Source organism: Acidovorax sp. Root219 (genome assembly GCF_001428665.1).
Lineage (GTDB): Bacteria > Pseudomonadota > Gammaproteobacteria > Burkholderiales > Burkholderiaceae_C > Acidovorax.
Map to the genome: position 1 here is coordinate 69195 of NZ_LMIJ01000007.1, position 20813 is coordinate 90007.

General features: G+C 67.5%; 21 protein-coding genes and 2 riboswitches. Of the genes, 14 read left to right on the forward strand and 7 right to left on the reverse strand.

Annotated elements, in window-relative coordinates:
- Positions 1 to 168: 168 nt before the first annotated feature.
- The 3 genes from ASE28_RS31915 to ASE28_RS06720 all read left to right on the forward strand — a co-directional run bounded on the left by ASE28_RS31915 (position 169) and on the right by ASE28_RS06720 (position 2203).
- On the forward strand, positions 169 to 1242 hold the full coding sequence (locus ASE28_RS31915; RefSeq protein ID WP_157421901.1) for an intradiol ring-cleavage dioxygenase: 1074 nt from the start codon (positions 169 to 171) through the stop codon (positions 1240 to 1242).
- Positions 1243 to 1430: 188 nt separating this feature from the next.
- A complete protein-coding gene (locus ASE28_RS31920) occupies positions 1431 to 1607 on the forward strand; it encodes a hypothetical protein (protein WP_157412592.1) in 177 nt (58 codons plus the stop codon).
- Positions 1608 to 1723: 116 nt separating this feature from the next.
- Positions 1724 to 2203, forward strand: a complete 480-nt coding sequence (locus ASE28_RS06720; protein WP_164470698.1) for an ABC transporter substrate-binding protein — start codon at positions 1724 to 1726, stop codon at positions 2201 to 2203.
- 12 nt (positions 2204 to 2215) lie between these two features.
- Here the strand turns inward: ASE28_RS06720 and ASE28_RS06725 are convergent, their stop codons facing one another.
- The 3 genes from ASE28_RS06725 to ASE28_RS06735 form a co-directional block, all read right to left on the reverse strand.
- Positions 2216 to 2749, reverse strand: coding sequence for an Rrf2 family transcriptional regulator (locus ASE28_RS06725; protein WP_057265689.1), 534 nt, complete (start codon positions 2747 to 2749; stop codon positions 2216 to 2218).
- 340 nt (positions 2750 to 3089) lie between these two features.
- The gene (locus ASE28_RS06730; RefSeq protein ID WP_157421902.1) at positions 3090 to 3443 is read right to left on the reverse strand and encodes a hypothetical protein; all 354 of its coding nucleotides are present in this window, start codon (positions 3441 to 3443) and stop codon (positions 3090 to 3092) included.
- A 57-nt stretch (positions 3444 to 3500) separates the two neighbouring features.
- On the reverse strand, positions 3501 to 4685 hold the full coding sequence (locus ASE28_RS06735; RefSeq protein WP_057265693.1) for an esterase-like activity of phytase family protein: 1185 nt from the start codon (positions 4683 to 4685) through the stop codon (positions 3501 to 3503).
- A 148-nt stretch (positions 4686 to 4833) separates the two neighbouring features.
- Here ASE28_RS06735 and ASE28_RS06740 point away from each other — a divergent pair, with 148 nt between their 5' ends.
- Complete coding sequence (locus ASE28_RS06740; RefSeq protein WP_157421903.1) at positions 4834 to 5397, forward strand: hypothetical protein; 564 nt, start codon at positions 4834 to 4836, stop codon at positions 5395 to 5397.
- 103 nt (positions 5398 to 5500) lie between these two features.
- Positions 5501 to 5604: riboswitch (TPP riboswitch) on the forward strand.
- Between the two features lie 104 nt (positions 5605 to 5708).
- Entirely contained in the window at positions 5709 to 6989 is a 1281-nt protein-coding gene (locus ASE28_RS06745; RefSeq protein ID WP_057265697.1) for a cytosine permease, read from the forward strand.
- Here ASE28_RS06745 and thiD read toward each other — a convergent pair whose 3' ends face one another.
- Positions 6990 to 7853 (reverse strand): bifunctional hydroxymethylpyrimidine kinase/phosphomethylpyrimidine kinase, encoded by an 864-nt coding sequence (gene thiD / locus ASE28_RS06750; RefSeq protein WP_057265699.1) that lies wholly within the window; start codon positions 7851 to 7853, stop codon positions 6990 to 6992.
- Positions 7854 to 7922: 69 nt separating this feature from the next.
- A riboswitch (TPP riboswitch) is annotated at positions 7923 to 8046 on the forward strand.
- A gap of 40 nt (positions 8047 to 8086) precedes the next feature.
- Here thiD and ASE28_RS06755 point away from each other — a divergent pair.
- Genes ASE28_RS06755 through ASE28_RS06770 form a run of 4 tightly spaced genes read left to right on the forward strand, consistent with a single transcriptional unit; the run spans position 8087 to position 11141 of the window.
- A complete protein-coding gene (locus tag ASE28_RS06755) occupies positions 8087 to 9217 on the forward strand; it encodes an FAD-dependent oxidoreductase (RefSeq protein ID WP_057265701.1) in 1131 nt (376 codons plus the stop codon).
- Positions 9214 to 9411, forward strand: coding sequence for a sulfur carrier protein ThiS (gene thiS, locus ASE28_RS06760; RefSeq protein WP_057203558.1), 198 nt, complete (start codon positions 9214 to 9216; stop codon positions 9409 to 9411). The genes ASE28_RS06755 and thiS overlap by 4 nt, the downstream gene beginning before the upstream one ends.
- A gap of 16 nt (positions 9412 to 9427) precedes the next feature.
- On the forward strand, positions 9428 to 10240 hold the full coding sequence (locus ASE28_RS06765) for a thiazole synthase (RefSeq protein WP_057265703.1): 813 nt from the start codon (positions 9428 to 9430) through the stop codon (positions 10238 to 10240).
- Entirely contained in the window at positions 10233 to 11141 is a 909-nt protein-coding gene (locus ASE28_RS06770) for a thiamine phosphate synthase (protein ID WP_057265705.1), read from the forward strand. Before ASE28_RS06765 ends, ASE28_RS06770 begins: the two co-directional genes overlap by 8 nt.
- A 60-nt stretch (positions 11142 to 11201) precedes the next feature.
- Here ASE28_RS06770 and ASE28_RS06775 read toward each other — a convergent pair whose 3' ends face one another.
- On the reverse strand, positions 11202 to 13475 hold the full coding sequence (locus tag ASE28_RS06775) for a FimV family protein (protein ID WP_235516061.1): 2274 nt from the start codon (positions 13473 to 13475) through the stop codon (positions 11202 to 11204).
- A gap of 73 nt (positions 13476 to 13548) precedes the next feature.
- Between ASE28_RS06775 and ASE28_RS06780 the strand changes: the two genes are divergently transcribed.
- From ASE28_RS06780 to ASE28_RS06800, 5 genes are all read left to right on the forward strand, one after another.
- Positions 13549 to 15072, forward strand: a complete 1524-nt coding sequence (locus tag ASE28_RS06780) for a 3-hydroxyacyl-CoA dehydrogenase (protein ID WP_057265708.1) — start codon at positions 13549 to 13551, stop codon at positions 15070 to 15072.
- 208 nt (positions 15073 to 15280) lie between these two features.
- A complete protein-coding gene (locus tag ASE28_RS06785) occupies positions 15281 to 16060 on the forward strand; it encodes an oxepin-CoA hydrolase, alternative type (protein WP_057265710.1) in 780 nt (259 codons plus the stop codon).
- A gap of 190 nt (positions 16061 to 16250) precedes the next feature.
- Positions 16251 to 16970 (forward strand): Crp/Fnr family transcriptional regulator, encoded by a 720-nt coding sequence (locus ASE28_RS06790; RefSeq protein WP_057203564.1) that lies wholly within the window; start codon positions 16251 to 16253, stop codon positions 16968 to 16970.
- A gap of 108 nt (positions 16971 to 17078) precedes the next feature.
- Positions 17079 to 18164 (forward strand): phosphotransferase, encoded by a 1086-nt coding sequence (locus ASE28_RS06795; RefSeq protein WP_057265712.1) that lies wholly within the window; start codon positions 17079 to 17081, stop codon positions 18162 to 18164.
- A 34-nt stretch (positions 18165 to 18198) separates the two neighbouring features.
- On the forward strand, positions 18199 to 19473 hold the full coding sequence (locus tag ASE28_RS06800; RefSeq protein WP_057265713.1) for an acyl-CoA dehydrogenase family protein: 1275 nt from the start codon (positions 18199 to 18201) through the stop codon (positions 19471 to 19473).
- Positions 19474 to 19524: 51 nt separating this feature from the next.
- On the opposite strand, the gene ASE28_RS06805 is transcribed toward ASE28_RS06800, so the two are convergent.
- Both ASE28_RS06805 and ASE28_RS06810 read right to left on the reverse strand, forming a co-directional pair.
- Entirely contained in the window at positions 19525 to 19938 is a 414-nt protein-coding gene (locus ASE28_RS06805; RefSeq protein WP_057265715.1) for an OsmC family protein, read from the reverse strand.
- Positions 19939 to 20043: 105 nt separating this feature from the next.
- Positions 20044 to 20763 (reverse strand): hypothetical protein, encoded by a 720-nt coding sequence (locus ASE28_RS06810; RefSeq protein WP_057265871.1) that lies wholly within the window; start codon positions 20761 to 20763, stop codon positions 20044 to 20046.
- Positions 20764 to 20813 lie beyond the last annotated feature (50 nt).

Here is a 20813-nt window from a genome sequence, read left to right on the forward strand (position 1 = left end):
CCCAAGTCATTCCAACAGCGATCCAATAGCCCTTCATTTCAACCACGACACAAACTGCATAAACAGGGGATACAGGCTGGCGAGACACTGTGCACACGGTCACCCAGACAGCCAAAGGCAGCGCAGTCCGGGTGGATGGTTTCCTTCTTCAACAGAACCTGCAAGCCCATGAACACCAACGCCCTGCACCACGACGACGACACCGCCCACCACCACGGGCTCCAGCACGACCTCAAGACCCTGACCCGCCAGGCCGCCACGCGCCGCAATGCCTTGCGCTGGCTGGCCGTGGGCAGCATGGCGCCCATGTCCCTGCTCTCGGGCAACAGCATGGCCGACACGGCCAGCGACGCATCCACGGTGCTCAACTGGGCCCAGGCCAGCTACCCGCAGTGGTTCCCGGCCAGCTCGGCCGTGGCGCAGAGCAACGCCAATTTCATCTTCCGCTTCTATCCCACCACCGACAACTACCTGGGCGTGAGCCTGCAGGATTCGAACCTGTACGCCTATGGCCGCGAGACCGGCTATGCCTTCCTGAACCTGGGGCCCCTGTCGCATTGGGTGAGCATGGCCGCCGGCGGTGCCACCAGCCAGACCTGCAGCATCATTCCGCAGGAAACCGCCGGCCCCTACCCTGGCGACGGCACCAACAGCAACCAGTCGGGCGTGGCCAATGCGCTCACGCTCTCGGGCATCGTGCGCAGCGACATCCGCCCCAGCATCGGCGGCGCCACCGGCATCGCGGCCGGCATCCCCCTGCGCATCGAGCTGGAGCTGGTCAACGCCGCATCGAGCTGCGCCAGCCTGTCGGGCTACGCCATCTACCTGTGGCACTGCACGCGCGACGGCCTGTACTCGATGTACTCCAACGGCGTCACCAGCGAGAACTACCTGCGCGGCGTGCAGGAGACCAGCGCCTCGGGCGTGGCCACCTTCCAGTCCATCTTTCCGGGCTGCTATTCGGGCCGCATGCCGCACATCCACTTCGAGGTGTACCGCAACCTCGCCAGCGCCACGCGCGGCTCCAATTCCATCCGCACCTCGCAGCTGGCCTTCCCCACCGCCGTGTGCCAGCAGGTCTACACCGCCGATGGCTACAACGCCAGCGTGCGCAACCTCTCGCAGATCACGTTTGCCACCGACAACGTGTTCAGCGACGGCGTCTCGCTGCAGACCGCCACCGTGACGGGTGACAACGCCAGCGGCTACGTGGCCAAACTGCGCGTCGGCGTGAGCGGCTGAGACTGCGCAGCCGCCATTTCTTTCTCTCTTCCCTCCCTTGGGTGCTGCCGGCCTGCCGGCGCACCTTTTTTTCATGCCCGGCGGGAACGCCCCACAACCGACTGCGCACTACAGCCAGGCCACCCATCGGCCTACAGCCGCCCCGCCCATGTGCGCCCAGACTGTGCGCACGACACCGGGAGACTTCCATGAGCGCGATTCCACCAAAGGACACCTACCAACTGGTCTTCGACTGCCTCACCGAGCAGGACTCGACGACGGCAGAGCGCACGGCGCGCCTGCTCGCCCAGGTCATCGACCACCTGGAGCAGCGCCGGGAGCTGGACCGCCAGGAAATCGAGGACATGGTCCGCAAGCTCGGCTGACCTGCCACGCTTCGTGCGGGCGGGTATCCATGCGCAGCCAATGCCTTTGGCGCAGCAGGGCCAAAGACCGGTTCAGTAGCATGTCCGCTCACCTGTACAAGGACCTGGATCTACCCATGAATGCTTCGCTTCGCACCACCTCGGCCGTCATCGCCCTGGCCATCGCCGCTCTGACCGTTCCCACGCTCGCGCAGGCCAAGCGCATGGGTGGCGGCAGCAAGCCCGCTGCGGCCCGTCCAGCACCTGCCACGGCGGCCCCGGCCGCCACCGCCGCGCCCAAGGCGCCGGCGACTCCCGCCACTCCAGCAGCTGCGGCACCGGCTGCAGCAGCTCCGGCGGCTGCAGCCCCTGCTGCGGCAGCGGCACCCGCAGCGCGCCCCGGCATCGGATCCACCCTGGGCGCTGCCGCCGTAGGCGGCGTGGCCGGCGCCATGATCGGCAATGCCATGGCCAGCCCCAGCGCAGACAAGGATGCCAAGGCCAAGGAAGCCAAGGTGAAAGAAGCCGAAGCCGCCGAAAAGGAAGCCAAGGAACTGCAGCGCAAGGCCGATGAAGCCAAGGCCAAGGCCGAGGCGGCTCGCACGGCCGCCAAGTAACAGCAAGCAGCGCTACTCCAACGCCCTCAGGGCGCCCAGCGCAAAGACGGAATTGGGAACCCCTTCCCGGGGCAGCTGTGGCCGGGGCTTCATGCGCCTGGCAGGGCTGCTCTTTTCTGCGGCCACCGGCATGCGCTCGATGGGTGCCTGCTGGCTCACCAGTTCGGCCACGGACACCGATGCGAGGTACTCCATCACCGAATGGTTGAAAGCCGCCCAGAGCTCCGCCGTCATGGCGCCTTGCGAAGAACTCATCGCATCGACCGGTCGGTTGGAACCACCCGGTTTGCCGACCTCTGAAGCCAGCACGATGTCGGCCACCGAAATGTCGCGCGCCCCGCGGGCGAGCGTGTAGCCGCCGCCCGGGCCCCGGGTGCTGATCACCAGCCCCGCCTGGCGCAGGCCGCTGAACAGGACCTCCAGGTAGGACACGGAAATCTCGTACCGCTCGCTCAGGGCAGACAGTGCCACCGGGCTGCCCACGGAGCGGGACGCCAGGTCCACGATGGCGACAACGGCAAACTTGCTACGGGTGGTCAGGCGCATGGCTTGCTCCGGAAATGGGGGGCGCTGTGGTGGGCATGCACCCCGGTGTTCTTGTTCATGGGGGTCAGGTGGGCAATGGCACCAGGGCCCGCAAACCCGCAAGGGTCGGACAGCCGCTTGGGCAGAAGAAAAGCAGGCACGGTGGCGATTTCCATGGTGAATGTCGGGGGCCGGTCGCTGGCGCCACGGGGCGGCGGCGCAGGGAATACCGGTGGGCGCTTCGGTGCAGAGGGGGATGCGGCAACAGCCAGGTGCGCGTGGCGCAAGGCTGCCGGGAGGCAGCCTCCCAGGAGAAACACCGCTTCAGCAGCGAAGGGGGAGCCGGCCGTGGGCCGGACGCTCAGGCGAGGATGCCCAGAGCTTTTGGCGGTTTGTGCGGTGGCGCAATGGCCGCAGAAGGCGTTCGCACCGGGGTCAGCGCAATCAGGCCCCTGTCAGCAACCGTGCCGGTATCGGGCAGGGGCTGGGGCTGCAGCAGATCAGGAAAGTCCTGCCGGTCATCGAGCAGGGCATGGTCGTCCGCATCGGAATTGGCACCGGGCGCCTCCTGCCCTGGTGCAGACTGGCTCAGCGCCGCCACGTCCTGCGGATCGAACGACGTATAGGGCTTGCAGGAACCGACGACGGAAATCCCCACGCACAGCAAAAAGTGCAGGAGAAAGACGGCGACAAGGCTCCGGAACATGGTGGCCAATTATAGGCAGCATGGCGGGCCTCCCGGGCCCGCCACTGACCTAGGGAATGACCTCGATCAAGGAAGGACTTCAAACACCAGGTATTGGTTGCGGTCGGTCTGTGAGTCTGCCGTGGGAAAGTTGTCGTCCGCCACCACCACCAGCGAATCGCGCCCGTTGGCCAGCTTGGGGCCGAAGGTGATGCCTTCCAGATTGGCGATGCCGCCCAGCGGGCCCTTGAGCGTTTCGAAGTCGAGCACCAGGCGCTTGGTAACGGGAGTGTAGGCGGCACCGGCCAGTGCGGGCGTGGTCAGCACGTTCGAGGCGTTGGCGGTGTTGATTTCATACAGGCGGATCTGGTTGCCCACCACGCCCACGGAGAAGCTGCGCTCCAGCACCAGGAAGCGCGTGCCGCTCAGAGCCAGGATTTCCGTGGCACCGCTGACCGTGAACTGGTCCGCCGGCACCGGCACGGCCTGCACCTTGTCGACGGGATAGGCGTACTGCGCCACGGCCGCACCGGTGGCACGGTTGAACATCGTGATGCGCGACACGCTGCCGGCCGTGGTGGTCGATGCCGGGCCATCCTGCAGCAGCGCACCTTCCATCAGCACGGCAGCCCGGCTGTTGTCGGGCGTGAAGGCAATGCCTTCGAAGGCGAGGTTTCCGCGCGGACCGGTGTTGTCGGCCGACATGCGGAACATCGCAGGGATCTGGTACTCGCGCACATGGGTGCCGTCGGGCCGGATTTCGCGGATGAACGGGTCGATGATGCGCGCGGCGATCGTGCCCGAGGCCAGCGTGCGGTCGCCCTCGCTGACCCAGACATAGTTGCCCGTGGCGCGATCGACGCGCACCGATTCAGGGTCGGCCACGAGCGGATCGGGCACCTTGGGGTACACCGCGCCATTGGGCTGCTTCATGCTGAAGGTCGAGAGGAACTGCACGCCGCTGAAGCTGCTGGCGTCGTAGTTCAGGCGCACGGTGTACATGCGCGGCGCATTCGCCGAATCGGTCGTCGTGCGGTCGTCCGACAGCAGGATGAACTGGTTGCTCTTGTCGTCATAGTCGATGCCGGAGATACCGCCGACGACGGTGCCCTGGTACTCCATGCGACGCGGCAGGATCTGCTGGCCGATGAGGCGCAGGGAGCCGACGCTGCGCTCGCCGTTGCTGCTGTCATCGCTGCCGCCACAGGCGGCGAGCAGTGCGGTGGCGGCGCATACCGCGCCCAGCGTCCAGATGCTGCGAAGAACTGTCATTGTGGTTTTCTCCCCGTGAGTAAAGCCGGGGAGTCTAGGGAGGGGATGTGACAGAACGGCGACCTTCCAATGGCATGCAACTGGCCCACCCTCGCCGTTTGCCAGGGGTCACCAATGGTAAATTTGCTTCATCAACCCGAGGACCCCAGTGCCGATACTGAAACTTTCTTGCGCCAATTGCTCGGCACCACTTGAGATTGGAGAGAATCTGAAGCGCTTTGCATGCAGCTACTGCGGTACCGAGCAGATCGTGGAGCGTTCTGGCGGCATCGTCTGGCTGAGGAAGGTGGAGACAGCCATCCGGGCTGTGCAGAAGGGCACGGACCGCACAGCGGCGGAACTGGCACTGGTGCGCCTGGACCGGGAACTTGCCGATGCTCAAGAGAGCAAGGCAGCGTTGATCCATTCAGCGGACAAGAAGCCGGGCAAAGCCCGCGCCTATCGCAGCGTAGTTTTTTTGCTCTCCCTTGTGGCTGGCATCTTCCTGTTTCCCATCTTCCTTGTCCTCGCGTTCGGCGAAAAGCTCCATGGTGGCCATTTTTTCTTCTGGGCGCTTGCAGTCATAGCCGGTCCTATAGCGGCCTATCAGTCGATCAAGATCCCTCCACCAGACGATATCGAACGGGATTTGTTAGACATCAATGCCCGCATCAATCAGATTGAAAAAGACATCGCCCAGAATCGCATCATTCTGAATGCCCCACCTACATAACCGCGTCCCGGATGCATTCCGCCGTCCTTGTTGGACTGCTTACGCCTCGCGGCCCGCATCGTGCGGGCCGTTTTACTTCCGGGTGGAGTCCGGCGATAGAATCGATATTCGCTAGGGGTGTCGGCCTGCGCAAGCAGGGCCGACTGAGAGAGTCCCTTTGAACCTGATTGAGATCATCCTCGCGCAGGGAAGCAGTTTGCATACGCCACGCCTGGCTCCCTGCCCCATTCAATTCGGAGGCCGGTGTGTTGGGGCCAGCCGATACGCTGCTGTCCCTGCTCTGTCGTTTCTGAACGGAGAGCCCAACCGCCATGCTTGCCCACGTTTCCACCACCGCCCCCGCCAATGAGGCGCTGGCCCCGGTCGGCCCGGACCGCCGCGTCTTCCAGTGGCATGACCATGCCTCGCTCTGGTTCAGCCTGGGCGTGGGCCTGCTGGTCATGCAGGTAGGCAGCTACCTCATGCCCGCGCTGGGCACCAAGGAGGCGCTGATCGCCATCGTCGCCGGCTCCATCGTGGGCGCGGGCCTGCTGGGCTGGGTGGCCAAGCTGGGCTGCGACAGCGGGCTGGCGAGCGCCGGGTTGATGCATGCGGTCTACGGCCGCACCTTTGCCAGCCTGCCCATCATTCTCAACATCGTGCAACTGGTGGGCTGGGGCACCTTCGAACTGGTGGTGATGGGCGAGGCGACGGTGGCCATCGGCCGCCAGTCGGGCAGCATGGCGGGCACGCAGTGGCCGGTGCTGGCCACGCTGCTGTGGGGTGGCGTGGTGATGCTGCTGATCAGCGCCTCGATGGTGCAGCTGGTGCGCAAGGTGATTGCGCGCGTGGCGCTGCCGCTGGTGGTGCTGTCGCTGCTGTGGCTGAGCTGGCAGTTTCTGTCCCTGGCCAACGCCCAGGGCTTTGCGCAGCTGTGGAACCGGCCTGGCGCCGGTGGCATGGGCGTGCTGCCCGCGCTGGACTTGGTGATCGCCATGCCGATCTCGTGGCTGCCGCTGGTGGCCGACTATGCGCGCCACGGCAAGAACGGGGGATCGGCGCTGCGCGGCACCTGGCTGGGTTACGCGCTGGCCAATATGTGGTGCTACACGCTGGGTGTGCTGGTGGCGCTGACCCTGCCGAGCAAGGATCTGGTGCAGGCCCTGCTGCTGGCCCAGGGCGGGCTGATCGCGCTGTCGCTGATCCTGATCGACGAGGTGGACAATGCCTATGGCGACGCTTACTCGGGCGCGGTGTCGGCCCACAGCCTGATGCCGCGCTGGGGTGTGCGCCGCTGGGGCATCGCCGTGGCTGCGGTCTGCACGGCCTTGGCGCTGGTGCTGCCCATGCACAGCCTGGAGCCCTTCCTGCTGCTGCTCAGCTCGGTGTTCGTGCCCTTGTTCGGCGTGATCCTCGGCCGCCTGGCCTTTGGCACCAACGCCCCGGCACTGCTGCAGCATGCCCCACAGGTCAACTGGCTGCCCGTGGCCATCTGGCTCGTGGGCATTGCGGTGTACCACGTGGCGCCGCTGGTGCTGCCGGGCGCGGGCTCTGCCCTGCCCGCGCTGGTGTTCAGCTTCAGCCTGGCCTGGGCAACACGACCCAAAGCCTGATCAGAACACCCGCTGCGCCACCGGCGCATAGCCATGGTTCAGCGGACCATGGCCGCCACCGGTGACCACATTGGCACCGGCGGCAATCGCCCCCAGGATGTAGGCGCGGGCGCTTTCCACCGCCTGCTGCAGCGGCAGGCCCAGGGCCAGGTGCGCGGCGATGGCGGACGACAGCGTGCAGCCCGTGCCATGGCCGTTGTGCGTGGCGATGCGCGCCGACTGCAGGCGGTGGCCGGGCTGGCCCGGGGCGGTGGCCAGCATGTCCACCACCCAGTCGCCGGGCAGGTGGCCTCCCTTGAGCAGCGCGGCGCGCGCGCCCAGGCCCAGCAGATCCTGCGCAGCCTGCTCCAGGTCATCCAGGCCCGCCAAGGTGCGGCCCAGCAGCCAACCGGCCTCGTCGAGGTTGGGGGTGATCACCTCGGCCAGGGGGAACAGCTCGCGTACCAGAACGCCCACGGTCTCCTGTGCGATCAGGCGGTCGCCGCTGGTGGCGACCATCACCGGGTCCAGCACCACGTGGGGCAAGCGGTATTCACGGATGGCATCGGCCACCACACGCACCACCTCGGGCGAGTGCAGCATGCCGATCTTCACGGCGTCCACGCCAATGTCCTGCACCACCGCGTCGATCTGGGCCTTGAGCATCTCGGGCGGAATGCCATGGATGCCCGTCACGCCCCGCGTGTTCTGCGCGGTGATGGCGGTGATGGCGGTCATGCCGTAGCAGCCCAGCGCGGCAAAGGTCTTGAGGTCGGCCTGGATGCCTGCGCCGCCCCCGCTGTCGGAGCCGGCAATCGAGAGCACGCGTGCATAGCGCGGGGCCGTGGAGGGCCCAGCGGGCGCGTTGAGGGGGGCAGAAGTCATAGGGGGAAAATTATCGCGCATGACCTGGGTCAGCACCGGCCCGGAGGGTTGTGCTGTAATTGCGGCTTACGGACGAAACAGGGGTGTCCCGCCCATGCGGCGCGCGACTGAGAAATACCCTGGGGCCCGCGTACACGCGGCCCCGCTACCCGATCCAGGTCATGCTGGCGTGGGGAGTTTCCACAGTGACGGAAAGCCATCCCGTTTTGTCCACCTGTTGCACAGCTGGACGCATGAACCTCCCTTCCTCCTCGTCGTTTGCCATTCTGGGCGCAGGCCTCATGGGCCGGCTGCTGGCCGTCGAACTGGCCCGCCAGGGCCACGCCGTGGACATCTACGACGCCGCAGGCCCGGCAGCCGAGCAGTCGGCCGCCACGGTGGCCGCAGCCATGCTGGCGCCGCTGGCCGAGTCGGCGGTGACCGAGCCCGGCGTGGTGCGCATGGGCCAGCACGGGCTGGTGCGCTGGCCGCAGTTGCTGGCAGGGCTGGAGAAACCCGTCTTCTTTCAGCAGCAGGGCACGCTGATCGTCTGGCACCGCCAGGACGCGGGCGAGGCCCAGCGGCTTACGCTTCAGTTGCAGGCCAACCACCGGGCCGTTCCCGAACTCCCCGCACTGCAGGTGCTTGATGGCACGGGCCTGGCCACCGTGGAGCCGGCCCTGGCTCACCGCTTCACCAAAGGCCTGTACCTGCCCGGCGAAGGCCAGCTCGACAACCGCCAGTTGCTGGCCGCCCTGTTGCACGAGATGCAGCGCCTGGGCGTGGACACGCACTGGCATGCGCCGCGCCACCCCGATGCCTTCGCCCCCGGCGAGCCGGGCCAGCCCGACTGGGTGCTGGACTGCCGCGGCCTGGGTGCACGCGACCCGTGGCGCGCCCTGCGCGGCGTGCGCGGCGAGGTGGTGCGCGTGCACGCGCCCGAGGTCACGCTGCAGCGCCCCACGCGCCTGGTGCACCCGCGCTACCCGATCTACATCGCCCCCAAAGAGGACCACCTGTTCGTGATCGGCGCGACCGAGATCGAGTCCGACGACCTCTCGCCCGCCAGCGTGCGCTCCACGCTGGAGCTGCTGAGCGCCGCCTACGCCGTGCACAGCGGCTTTGCCGAGGCGCGCATCGTCGAGGTGGCCACCCAGTGCCGCCCCACGCTGCCCGACAACCTGCCCGCCATCCGCCAGCAGCGCCCGGGCGTGCTGGAGGTCAACGGCCTGTACCGACACGGCTTCATGATCGCACCGGCCATGCTCGACGTGGTGATGGAGTTGCTCGCTGCGGGCCAGTCCCGGCTCGCCCCCCGATTCGATCTGAACCTGCAATTGCTGCAGCAGCCCCAGGAGGCTGCTGTCGCTGCCCTTTTGCCATGAACGTTTCCATCAACCAGACCCCGCACGAGCTGCCCGAGGACGCTACTGTCGCCTCTGCCGTGGCCGCCATCGCTGCCCGCCCCCCCTTTGCCGTGGCCGTGAACACGGTCTTCGTGCCCAACAGCCGCTATGCGGCGCACACGCTGAACCCAGGAGACAAGGTCGAGGTCATTTCCCCTGTAACAGGCGGCTGAGCACACCCCCACCACCATGACAACACCCGCAATCAACGACCCCCTGGTCCTGTACGGCCAGACCTTCGCCAGCCGCCTGCTGCTGGGCACCTCGCGCTACCCCTCGCCCGCCGTGCTGGAAGCGGCGGTGCAGACCGCCCGCCCCGCCATGGTCACGGCCTCGCTGCGCCGCCAGGGCAGCAACCCGGCCGAGTCGGGCAGCAGCTTCTGGGAGCTGCTGCGCCGCCTGAACGTGCCGGTGCTGCCCAACACCGCTGGCTGCCACAGCGTGCAGGAGGCCATCACCACCGCGCAGATGGCGCGCGAGGTGTTCAACACGCCGTGGATCAAGCTCGAGCTGATCGGCGACGACTACACCCTGCAGCCCGACACGCTGAACCTGGTGGGTGCTGCCGAGCACCTGATCAAGGAAGGCTTTCAGGTGCTGCCCTACTGCACCGAAGACTTCGTGCTGTGCCAGCGCCTGGTGGACGTGGGTTGCCAGGCCGTGATGCCCTGGGCCGCGCCCATCGGCACCGGCCGCGGCCCGGTGAACCCCTATGCGCTGCAGATGCTGCGCGAGCGGCTCAAGGTGCCCATGCTGGTGGACGCCGGCCTGGGCCTGCCCTCGCATGCCTGCCAGGTGATGGAATGGGGCTACGACGGCGTGCTGCTCAACACCGCCGTGGCCCTGGCGCAAGACCCCGTGGCCATGGCCGGCGCGTTCGCCAACGCCGTGCAGGCTGGCCGCACCGCGCGCCTGGCCGGTGCCATGACCGCGCAGGATGCCGCCCAGCCCAGCACGCCCGTGCTCGGCACCCCCTTCTGGCACCACGACGACCATGCCTGACACCGCACCCACCGAACTGGCCAAGGCCATCCTCGCGCACCACGCTGCCACGTTTGCAGGCTTAAACGCCGAGCCGGTGCCGGCACCCACGTCCAGCGAACCAGCCTACCTGGCGGCCCTGCAGGCCGCCAGCGCCCTGGGCTTCATCGCCCACGATGCCGAATGCATCGCCCGCGCCTGGCAGGCACGCACTGTCCGCACGGGCGCCGTGAGCCCCGAAACCTGGCCCGACGCACCTGAAGACTTCGGCCTGCAGGCCCTGCCCCGCGCCCACGCATTCACGGCCTGCCCCAAGGACCTGGGCCTCTACGCCGTGCTGCCCGATGCCGCCTGGGTGGGCCGCATGGCGCGCGCGGGCGTGCCCACGGTGCAATTGCGCTTCAAATCGGACGACCCGGCCGCCATCGACCGGGAAGTGAACGCTGCCGTGCAGGCGGTGCAGGACACCGGTGCGCTGCTGTTCATCAACGACCACTGGCGCGCGGCGATCAATGCCGGCGCCTACGGCATCCACCTCGGGCAGGAAGACCTCGATGCCCTGAGCGCGGGCGACCTGCAGACCCTGCGCAACTCGGGCCTGCGCCTGGGCGTGAGCACCCATGGCTATGCCGAGATGGTGCGCGCCGATGCCGTGGGGCCGAGCTACATCGCCATGGGCGCCGTGTTCCCCACCACGCTCAAGAAGATGGCCACCGCGCCGCAGGGCGTGGGCCGGCTGCAGGGCTACGCGCGGCTGCTGCGCAGCTACCCGCAGGTGGGGATCGGGGGCATCGGTGCAGAGCAGTTTCCCGAGGTGCTGGCCACGGGCGTGGGCTCGATTGCCGTGGTGCGTGCGCTGGTCAACGCGCCCGACCCTGAGGCCGCCGCCGCAGCGCTGATGCAGGCGATGCAAGGCTCTTAGCAACACCCCAGGCCCACAGGCGGCCCTGTAAAAACAGGCCCTGAAGGCCTGTTTCTTTTTCTACTTCTTGCGTTCGTCGTCGTCCTTGCGCTGCTCCAGCTCCAGGCGCAGCTCCATGAGGTCGTTCTCCGCCCCGAAACCTACGGCCTGGCCGGCCGGCGGAGGGGGCGTGACCGGCACGGGCGGCAGGTCGCTCAGCGTGAGGTGCAGGGGCTCCGACAGGTCCACGTCCAGGTTGATGGACGACCTGGTGTAGGTTGCCGGCGGATGGCGCGGCTGCGCGGAAGTCAGCGGTGCGGGGGAGGAAGAAACCCCCATGATGGGCGACAGGCCCGATGCAGGCTCCAGCCTCAGCTCGGCAGGCCCGGAATGCCGTACCACCGGCGCCGGAGCGGGCGAGGGAACCTCACCGAAATCGAACTCCAGGCTGGCGGCCAGCGAATCGAGCGGAAAGTCGGGTTGCGTGTTGTCCAGCGGCGACAGATGGCTCAACCCCTTCTCGGCAGCGGCCTCGAACGAGTCTTCCACCGGCGTGGTGCGCTTGCGTGGCGGCGGTGCGCCCCGCGCGCTCGACGGCGTGGTCTGCGCAATGCCCAGCAGCAGCAGCAGGTCGTCGTAGGCGGCCAGGTCGAAGGGCTCGGCCGCCTGGTTGCCCGGGCGGTGGAACAGGAACTTGTCCAGCGTGTGCAGCACGGCCGGTGAGCTCCACTCGGCCTCGACCTCGGCCAGCGCATCGGGGTAGCGGTCCAGCGGACGGCCCTGGCGGTTGAAGGCCGAAAACTCGGGCACCTTGGCGTTGAAATAGCGCATGAACTGCGCACGCAACTGCATGAAGTCCTCGGCCCGGCTCAGGGTGTGGAACAGGCGCAGCAGCTCCAGGTAGGCCACAGGCGTGGTTTCCTTGTGGTCAAAGATGTGCTTGCGCAGCACCTCCACCGCCTGGTTGTGCTCGCCCACCGAGACAAAGAACTCGGCCTGCTGCTGGATGTCGAACAGGTCGTCGGGGTTGACGATCTGCAAGGCCCTTGCCGGCTCGACCGCAGGGGCTGGCGCCTTGGCCTGAACTGGCACCCGGGCGGCCGCAGCCGCCACCGCCGTCGTGGCGGCATACAGGGGCGCTGGTGCGGAGACCGTCTTGGCGTCCTTGAACAATGCGGCGCTGCCGGATGGTGCCAGCAGATCGCCCTTCATCGAAGGGACGGGCAAGGTTTCGAGCGGCTCCCATCCAGGATCGACCTGCCCTGCCGTGGGTGCGCTGGAGTCCACGGCGCTGACCTTGACCGACTCGCGCCACGATTTTTGGGACAGCGTGGCCTGGCGGCTGGCGCGCTGCCAGACCCAGGCCAGCAGGCCCAGCGCCAGCGCCAGCAAGGCGCCCAGCACGTAGACCACCGTGGCGGGGAAGCGCTCCTGGGCCTCGTCGAGCTGCTGCTGCAATTGCTGCGTGGTGGCCAGTTGCTGGGCCGAGCCCGCTTTCACGGCCTTGGCCTCGGCCTCCAGCACGCGCAGGCGCTCGGCGTCCTGCGCCAGGGTTTCCGGCGTGGCGTTCAGGGCCTTCCAGGCGGCAGCCGCTTCGGCACGCTGAGGCGACGATTCTTCTGCCGGGGTGGACAGCAGCTGCGCCGTGGCGCGCAGGGCCACCGGGCTTTCGAGCCACAGATCAAGGGGTTCCAGCACCAGGCGCGGGCCGGCGGCTGCGGGGGCGGATGCCTGTGCACCGGCCAGCACGCGCGCATTGGTGCGGGCGGGTGCGGCGGCGGGAGCACGCGGGGCACGCGCCGCAGCGGCGCTGGCCGGCGCCGCCCGGGTGGGCGCTGCGGCAGCGCCACGGGCTGCTGCACCGGCAGCATTGCGATCGAGTGGGGAAGAAGCACCGGCCAGGCCCGATGCGCCCGCAGCGAGGGTGCCCGGCAGTGCTGCCGGCACCGCCGGCAGTTGCGCAGGGGCAACAGGGGGGAGGCGCGCAGGGGGGTCTGCCAAAAAGGTGTAGCTGCGCGTGACCTTGCCTGCACAGCCTGCGGTGAGCGTGACGGTCAACACGGGCTCGTCAACCACCGAGGTGGTCTGTACGCGGACGGAGGCCGCGCGCCCGGCCGATTCGGCCTGGGGCGTCACGCGCACCCGGGAGGCGCTGATGGGGGTGTCGCCCGCGACCAGGGTGGCACCGATACATGACGATGCGACGTCAGAGCCCTGGTCTGGCTGGATGTCGAAGACCAGATCGACGGGCGAGCCGATCACCACGGCGCCCCGCCCGTTGCCCATTGAAAGCGCCGAGGCGCCCATGGCAACCACCCACAAACCGGCTCCCAGAATGGTGTTACGGATATTCACAATAATTTCTGTTTTGAGCGCAGCCCATTCTTGCACATAAGTGCGCAGGCATGTCCACAGCCATAATGGCGCTATGAAAATTCAGTTTCTCAATGTCGGCATCGTGGGTTCGGGCGCCATGGGTCGCGGTATTGCACAGATCGCTGCCCAGGCCGGCAGCCAGGTTTTTTTGCTGGATGCCCAAGCGGGTGCAGCACTTGCCGCCAAAGACAGTATCCACGACCAGTGGCAAAAACTCGTAGGGAAAAATCGCATTTCTGCAGAGCAGGCCACGGCCTGGTCTGCGCAATTGCACATTGTTGACAATGCGGCCGGCCTGGCGCAGTGCGACCTGGTGATCGAGGCCATCGTCGAGCGGCTGGATGTGAAGCGCGGCCTGTTTGCCGACCTGGAGAAGGTCGTCGGCGCTGACACCGTGCTGGCAACCAACACATCCTCCCTGTCGGTCACCTCGATTGGCGCAGGCATGCAGCGGCCCGGGCGCCTGGCGGGCTTTCACTTCTTCAACCCCGTGCCGCTGATGAAGGTGGTGGAGGTGATTGCCGGGCTCAAGACCGAGCCGGCTGTCTGCACCGCCCTGTCGGCCTACGCCAAGCAGATGGGCCACACGCCCGTGCAGGCGCAGGACACGCCGGGCTTCATCGTCAACCACGCCGGGCGCGGCTACGGCACCGAAGCCCTGCGCATCGTGGGCGAAGGCGTGGCCGATTTCGCCACCATCGACCGCATCCTGCGCGACCAGGTGGGCTTCAAGCTCGGGCCGTTCGAGCTCATGGATCTGACGGCACTGGACGTTTCACACCCGGTGATGGAATCCATCTACCAACAGTACTACGACGAGCCGCGCTACCGCCCCAGCGTGATCACCGCGCAGCGCCTGGCCGGCGGCGTGGTGGGCAAGAAGGTCGGCGAAGGCTTCTACCGCTACGACAAGGGCGTGGCCCAGGTGCCCGCCGAGCCCCCGGTGCCCGTGGTGGCCGAGATCCCTCCGGTGTGGGTGTCGCCCCGCGCCGCGCGCCGGGCCGAGCTGTACCAGTTGCTCAAGGACCTGGGCGCCACCATCGAAACCGGCACCTCGCCGTCGCCCACGGCCCTCACCCTCGTGGCCCCCCTGGGCTTTGACGTGACCACCGTGGCCGTGGTGGAGCGCCTAGACCCGGCGCGCACCATCGGCATCGACATGCTGGTGGAAGAAGCCGCCACCAAGCGCCGAGTGCTGGCCACCAACCCCGCCACGCGCGTGGACATCCGCAACGCCGCCCACGCCCTGTTCGCCCGTGACGGCAAGCCGGTCAGCGTGATCCGCGACAGCGGCGGCTTCGTCACCCAGCGCGTGGTGGCCACCATCGTCAACATCGCCAGCGACATCTGCCAGCAGGGCATCTGCAGCCCGCGCGACCTGGAGACCGCAGTCACCCTGGGCCTGGGCTACCCCCTGGGCCCACTGGCCATGGGCGACCGCTGGGGCCCGACCAATATCCTGGAAGTGCTGTTCAACATGCAGACCGTGTACGGCGACACCCGCTACCGCCCCAGCCCCTGGCTGCGCCGGCGCGGCGCCATCGGCCTGAGCCTGACGCACGTCGAAGAAGCTTGATTCGGTACATCCCCCTGAGTCGCTGTCGCGCCTTCCCCCTTCTCTCGAATGGCTGTGCAATTCGGGAAGGGGGACGCAGCCGGTGCGGCGGGGCGGCCCTTGCACGGCTGCCCTGGCTTGGGCCGCGCCCTGTTCGATAAGCTGCAGACGATGCGTAGCCCCGTGAAAACCTGACAACAGCCGTCCAAAGCCTTTACCCGGAGACAAGATGCCTGCAGAACTCAAAAGCACCAGCCAGGGCAAGACCCTGGTCCTGACCATCCACAACCCCGAGCGGCGCAACGCCATCGAGCCGGCCATCTATGCCGCAGGCGTGGAGGCGCTGAGCGTGGCCGAGAACAGTGACGACATCCGCAGTGTGGTCATCACGGGCTCGGACAACATGTTCTGCGCGGGCGGCAACCTGCATCGCCTGCTGGCCAACCGCCAGGAGCTGCCCGAGGTGCAGGCGCAGAGCATCGAAGGCCTGCACAACTGGATCGAGATGGTGCGCACCTACCCCAAGCCCATCATCGCGGCAGTGGAAGGCGCGGCAGCGGGCGCGGGCTTTTCGCTGGCGCTGGCCTGCGACATGGTGGTGGCCGCGCGCAACGCCGTGTTCGTGATGGCCTACAGCAACGTGGCCCTGTCGCCCGATGGCGGCGCCAGCTGGAGCCTGGCGCAGGCCCTGCCGCGCCAGATCGCCACCGAGATCCTGATGTGCGGCGACCGCGTCCCCGCCGAGCGCCTGCACGCGCTGGGCGTGGTCAACCAGCTGGCCGATCCGGGCAGCGCGCTCGAAGTCGCCATGGCCCTGGCCGAGCGCCTGAACGCGCGCGCACCGAACGCACTGGCCAGCATCAAGGAACTGCTGGGCGATGCGCCCGGCAACCACCTCACGAAACACCTCGCGAGCGAGCGCGACCACTTCGTGAAGAACCTGCACCACGCCAACGGCGGCGTGGGCATATCGGCCTTTCTCGACAAGCGCACGCCGACCTACGAGTAGGCTCAATCGCCCTGCCCTGGGCGCAAACCTTGTCTTCACCGCACACACACGGCCCTTGCACAGGGCCGTGTGTGTTTGCGCTCGCGTTCGCACCAACAGATATCCAAGACGCTCAGGTGACAACCCTGACGCGGCGCGCCGGTCCCTCACGCGACAATGGGGCTGTTTCTAGTCACGCAAAAGACAGGCCATGGACGACCCGATTCTTACCATCGAAGAACGTGAAGCGATCAACTCAGGTCGCTGGTTTTCATCCCTATCACCTTCTCTACGCCACGACATCCTCCGATGTGCCTACGTCAAACGCTTCAAGGATGGCGGCCTCATAGCCGCCCGCGGGGACCCGCCCGAGGAGTGGATTGCGTGCGCGCGCGGTGCGGTGCGGGTGAGCTCCACCTCCATCTCGGGCAAGCAGATCACGCTGACCTACGTGGAGCCGGGCATCTGGTTCGGCGACGTGGCGATCTTCGACGGGGACCGGCGCACGCACGATGCCTATGCCCATGGGGACACCACCATCCTGTGCGTGGCCAAGGCCGACTTTCGCAAGATCCTGGCGGCGCACACCGAGCTCTACGAAGCCATGCTGCGCCTGCACGCACGGCGCATACGCCAGCTCTTCGGGCTGGTGGAAGACCTCAACACCCTGCCCCTGCGCTCGCGCCTGGCCAAGCAGCTGGTGCACCTGGTGCGCAGCTATGGGGTGCCCAGCCTGTCGGACGGCAGCGAGATGCGCATCGGCCTGCAACTGGCGCAGGAAGAACTGGCGCAGTTGCTGGGCGCATCGCGCCAGCGTGTGAATCAGGAACTCAAGTCGATGGAGCGCGAGGACGCCATCCGCATCGAGCCGGGCGGCCTCGTGATTCGCGACCGAGAAGCGCTGATGCGCATAGCCGACGCGGACACCTGAATTTTCAAAGCCTGGGACCCTGCTGCGCAGCCCCTCTTCACAACACCTGTCGACCACGGCAGGCCGGGACAAGCACGCCGACGCAATCGGCGTGAGGACAGAACACCCATGAGCAATTTTGACCACTTCGTCGGCACCCGCGCGGTGTCGGAGCAGCACGCATTCGACGTCGAGGCCCTTACCGCCTGGCTCACCGCCCACATGCAGGGCTTCGAAGGCCCGATGACGGTGGAGATGTTCAAGGGCGGGCAATCCAACCCCACCTACAAGCTGGTGACCCCAAAGGCGAGCTACGTGATGCGCGCCAAGCCCGGCCCGGTGGCCAAGCTGCTGCCCTCGGCCCACGCGGTGGAGCGCGAGTTCGCGGTGATGAGCGGCCTGGCGGGTACCGACGTGCCCGTGCCGCGCATGCACGTGCTGTGCGAGGACGAGTCGGTGATCGGCCGCGCCTTCTACATCATGGAATGCATGCAGGGCCGCGTGCTCTGGGACCAATCGCTGCCCGGCATGACGCCCGCTGAGCGCGGCGACATCTACAACGAGATGAACCGCGTGATCGCCGCGCTGCACAGCGTGAAGTTCGCCGAGCGGGGCCTGGCCAGCTATGGCAAGCCGGGCAACTACTTCGACCGCCAGATCGGCCGCTGGAGCAAGCAGTACGTGGCCTCCATCACCCAGCCCATCCCCGAGATGGACAAGCTCATGGAATGGCTGCCCGCGCACATGCCGGCCAGCGCGCGCGACGAGGGCCATGTCTCCATCGTGCATGGCGACTACCGTCTGGACAACCTGATGTTCCACCCCACCGAGCCGCGCGTGATCGCCGTGCTCGACTGGGAGCTGTCCACCCTGGGCCACCCGCTGGCCGATTTCAGCTACCACTGCATGAGCTGGCACATCCCCGCCGGAATGGGCCGCGGCATTGCGGGCATGGACATCGCGGCGCTGGGCATCCCCGACGAGGACAGCTACATCCGCCTGTACTGCGAACGCACCGGCATCACCACGCCCGAAGCACTGCGTGCCGACTGGAACTTCTACATGGCCTACAACATGTTCCGCATCGCCGCCATCCTGCAGGGCATTGCCAAGCGGGTGGAGGCCGGCACCGCCTCCAGCGCCCAGGCCAAGGCCTCGGGCGACACCGCGCGGCCCATGGCCCAGCTGGCCTGGTCGTTCGCCCAGCGCAGTTGAGAACACACCCCACCGATTACCAACGGAGACCCCCATGGACTTTGACTATTCCCCCAAGACCAAGGACCTGCAGGCCCGACTGCTCCAGTTCATGGACGAGCATGTCTACCCCAACGAGGCGGCGTACAAGAACGAGCTGGCGGCCAACACGGCCGCAGGCAAGCGCTGGACGGCCCTGTCCACCATCGAGAACCTCAAGCCCAAGGCCCAGGCCGCCGGCCTGTGGAACCTGTTCCTGCCGGTGGACAGCGCCGCCGCGTCGGGCTACGCCGGCGCCGGTCTGACCAACCAGGAATACGCCCCCCTGGCCGAAATCATGGGCCGCGTGCCATGGGCCAGCGAAGTGTTCAACTGCTCGGCGCCCGACACTGGCAACATGGAAACCATTGCCCGCTACGGTGACGATGCCAACAAGGCGCGCTGGCTCAAGCCGCTGCTGGAGGGCAAGATCCGCTCGGCCTTCGCGATGACCGAACCCGACGTCGCATCGAGCGATGCCACCAACATCGAGACGCGCATCGAGCGCGATGGCGACGAGTACGTGATCAACGGCCGCAAGTGGTGGATCTCGGGCGCGGCCGACCCGCGCTGCGCCGTATTCATCACCATGGGCAAGAGCGACCCCGACGCCCCCCGCCATTCGCAGCAGAGCATGGTGCTGGTGCCCGCCGATGCCAAGGGCATCACCATCATCCGTCCGCTCAATGTGTTCGGCTACGACGACGCCCCCCACGGCCATGTGGAGATGACCTTCGAGAACGTGCGCGTGCCGGTCTCCAACATCCTCTTGGGCGAGGGCCGCGGCTTCGAGATCGCCCAGGGGCGCCTTGGCCCTGGACGCATCCACCACTGCATGCGCCTGATCGGCCTGGCCGAGCGCGCGCTGGAACTGATGTGCAAGCGCGCCAGCTCGCGCATCGCCTTCGGCAAGAGCGTGGCCCAGCAGACCGTGACGCAGGAACGCATTGCCGAGGCCCGCTGCAAGATCGACATGGCGCGCCTCTTGACCCTGAAGGCCGCATGGCTGATGGACGTGGCCGGCAACAAGGTCGCCAAGACCGAGATCGCCATGATCAAGGTGGTGGCCCCGAGCATGGCCTGCCAGGTCATCGACTGGGCCATGCAGGTGCATGGCGGCGGCGGCATGTGCGACGACTTCCCGCTGGCCTACGCCTACGCCGGTGCGCGCACCCTGCGCTTTGCCGACGGCCCGGACGAAGTGCACCGCAACGCCATCGCCAAGTGGGAGCTGGGCAAGTACGGCGCCTACGGCCGCGATGCCGGCGTGCCCATCACGCGCGGCAGCTGAGCAAGCCCTGCCCCTGCGCGCAGCGCGGGGGGTCTGCGCTGGCGCACGGCGTCAGCTTGGTTCAGCGAGTGCAGAAGCGATGCGCACCTCACCGGTCAGCAGCTTGTGCACCGGGCAGGCATTGGCCACCTGCAACAGGCGCTCGCGCTGCTCCTCGCTCAGCGCGCCCGACAAAGTGATCGTGCGCGTGATGTCGCTGCCGCTGGCGGGCGTGCCGGCGGGGTTGAGCTGCAGGGCCACCTCCACACCGGCCAAAGGCCATTGCTTGCGCGCAGCGAACATCTGCAGGGTGATGACGGTGCACGCCCCCAGGCTCGACAGCAGCAGGTGGAAGGGGGAAGGCCCGGCATCGGCCCCGCCCATCTCCGCAGGCTCGTCGCCCAGCCAGGTATGCCCGGCCTCATCGACCAGAGTTACGGTGTAAGGGGTGGTCCCGCCAATGGCGCGGACAGAGGGTGTGGTCATTCGAAATCTCTATGGAACGCAGGCCCTGATGATAGGAGCACTGCGAGCCCCGGCGCCGCAGGCGGGAGATTCGCAGAAGCCTGCCCCTGAAGGAGGGACCGCAGGTCAGGAATCCAGGTCCACCGGCGGTGCCGGCAGGTGCTGCGCGGCGGCCTGGGCTGCCGTCAGCAGCACCGAACGGGCATGGACGATTTCGGACAGGGAGCGGCGCGTGTGCTCGGTGCGCAGGTAGACCCGGCCGCGCGCAAGCATCAGCACCATGGGGGTTTCCGAGCGCAGCGCGCCCTGCTCGCCCTCTAGCGCGTTGAGCAGCTCGGACACCAGGTGCGCGTGGATCCAGCGCTCGGCATGCTCGATGCGCTCGGCCACCACGGCGAAATGGCGCCGGAACGAGCCAGGCAACTCGGGCCAGGACACCTCGTCGAACATGGACAGCCAGCGCATCTCCTCCGGCAGGCGCGCGTCCACGCTGGTCTGCAGGCTGTCGGTGATGGCGTTGTAGGCATGGCGCTCGAGCGCGTCGCGCAGCGGGCGGTTGAGCACCAGCACGGCGGCGTCGGGGTCGGCATCCACGTCGGCGCGCCCGCGCAGTTCCAGCCCCAGGATGTAGTCGCGCGTGGAGGTGCTGCCCTCCAGCCGCCAGGGGCGGCCCAGTATGTCGCCCCCCACGTCGAAATGGCCTTCGACCGGCTGCGGCACGCTGTGCAAGCCCTGCTCTGCGATCCAGCGGGCCAGTTGCGCGCCGGTGACCGGCCCCGCATGGCCCAGAGTGGAATCAGCGTCGGCGGCGGTGCCGGCAAAAGCCTGGCGAATGCGATCGAACATGGTGGTCACAGGCCCGGGGGCCTTGCGGAAGTCGCGGGTGGCGCCATTAT

Excerpts from the sequence above, each read along its gene's own strand:
- ASE28_RS31915 (WP_157421901.1), top strand. The coding sequence starts at position 169 with ATGAACACCAACGCCCTGCACCACGACGACGACACCGCCCACCACCAC.
- ASE28_RS31920 (WP_157412592.1), top strand. The coding sequence starts at position 1,431 with ATGAGCGCGATTCCACCAAAGGACACCTACCAACTGGTCTTCGACTGC.
- ASE28_RS06720 (WP_164470698.1), top strand. The coding sequence starts at position 1,724 with ATGAATGCTTCGCTTCGCACCACCTCGGCCGTCATCGCCCTGGCCATC.
- ASE28_RS06725 (WP_057265689.1), bottom strand. The coding sequence starts at position 2,749 with ATGCGCCTGACCACCCGTAGCAAGTTTGCCGTTGTCGCCATCGTGGAC.
- ASE28_RS06735 (WP_057265693.1), bottom strand. The coding sequence starts at position 4,685 with ATGACAGTTCTTCGCAGCATCTGGACGCTGGGCGCGGTATGCGCCGCC.
- ASE28_RS06745 (WP_057265697.1), top strand. The coding sequence starts at position 5,709 with ATGCTTGCCCACGTTTCCACCACCGCCCCCGCCAATGAGGCGCTGGCC.
- thiD (WP_057265699.1), bottom strand. The coding sequence starts at position 7,853 with ATGACTTCTGCCCCCCTCAACGCGCCCGCTGGGCCCTCCACGGCCCCG.
- ASE28_RS06755 (WP_057265701.1), top strand. The coding sequence starts at position 8,087 with ATGAACCTCCCTTCCTCCTCGTCGTTTGCCATTCTGGGCGCAGGCCTC.
- thiS (WP_057203558.1), top strand. The coding sequence starts at position 9,214 with ATGAACGTTTCCATCAACCAGACCCCGCACGAGCTGCCCGAGGACGCT.
- ASE28_RS06765 (WP_057265703.1), top strand. The coding sequence starts at position 9,428 with ATGACAACACCCGCAATCAACGACCCCCTGGTCCTGTACGGCCAGACC.
- ASE28_RS06770 (WP_057265705.1), top strand. The coding sequence starts at position 10,233 with ATGCCTGACACCGCACCCACCGAACTGGCCAAGGCCATCCTCGCGCAC.
- ASE28_RS06780 (WP_057265708.1), top strand. The coding sequence starts at position 13,549 with ATGAAAATTCAGTTTCTCAATGTCGGCATCGTGGGTTCGGGCGCCATG.
- ASE28_RS06785 (WP_057265710.1), top strand. The coding sequence starts at position 15,281 with ATGCCTGCAGAACTCAAAAGCACCAGCCAGGGCAAGACCCTGGTCCTG.
- ASE28_RS06790 (WP_057203564.1), top strand. The coding sequence starts at position 16,251 with ATGGACGACCCGATTCTTACCATCGAAGAACGTGAAGCGATCAACTCA.
- ASE28_RS06795 (WP_057265712.1), top strand. The coding sequence starts at position 17,079 with ATGAGCAATTTTGACCACTTCGTCGGCACCCGCGCGGTGTCGGAGCAG.
- ASE28_RS06800 (WP_057265713.1), top strand. The coding sequence starts at position 18,199 with ATGGACTTTGACTATTCCCCCAAGACCAAGGACCTGCAGGCCCGACTG.
- ASE28_RS06805 (WP_057265715.1), bottom strand. The coding sequence starts at position 19,938 with ATGACCACACCCTCTGTCCGCGCCATTGGCGGGACCACCCCTTACACC.
- ASE28_RS06810 (WP_057265871.1), bottom strand. The coding sequence starts at position 20,763 with ATGTTCGATCGCATTCGCCAGGCTTTTGCCGGCACCGCCGCCGACGCT.